We start from the raw sequence: 496 nt of genomic DNA, 5'->3' as shown, positions 1-496 counted from the left end.
CTGGGCAATCCGCTCAGCGCGCGGCAACAACGGCAACGCCGGCGCCGATCATCACACCGCCCGCCGCGCGGTCACCCGGCGTACGATCCCTGGCGTGCGCAACAGGCTGCGGGCGCGGCCGGCGAGGATGACATGAACGCCGATCACCACCGCTTCAACAGCCAGGATCACCATCATCAGCACACCAAGATGAGCAGCATTGAGCGATGCGCCGACGCCGCTAGGCAACAGCGCGACGTAGAACAACGGCATCTTCGGATTGCCAAGATTGAGCGCGATGCCGGTGGCAAAAATCGTCAGCAGCCCTCACCGTCCTGAGACGGGCTGCAGTCCAGAATCTTCGCGATCCGCATTTCCGTCACGGCTGATAGCCGAGGCAGATGGCGCCGAGCGCGACGATAGCGCAGGCGCCGACCCGCCGCGGCGTCAGCATCTCGCCGAGGAACAGGCGTCCGATGAAGGCCGCGAAGACGACGCTGGTTTCGCGGATCGCGGT

2 pseudogenes are annotated in these 496 nt (G+C 65.5%); both read right to left on the bottom strand.

What is annotated here, in order from left to right:
* Window positions 1-13: 13 nt before the first annotated feature.
* Window positions 14-330: pseudogene (locus EN750_RS38485) on the bottom strand (LysE family transporter); the annotation flags it as partial.
* A 28-nt stretch (window positions 331-358) separates the two neighbouring features.
* Window positions 359-496: pseudogene (locus EN750_RS41380) on the bottom strand (EamA family transporter); the annotation flags it as partial.

It is taken from the genome of Mesorhizobium sp. M7A.F.Ca.ET.027.03.2.1, from assembly GCF_003999175.1.
In the GTDB taxonomy this organism is placed as follows: Bacteria; Pseudomonadota; Alphaproteobacteria; order Rhizobiales; family Rhizobiaceae; genus Mesorhizobium.
Note: the sequence above shows the minus strand (reverse complement) of the source record. Positions and strands in the feature narration are given on the sequence as shown.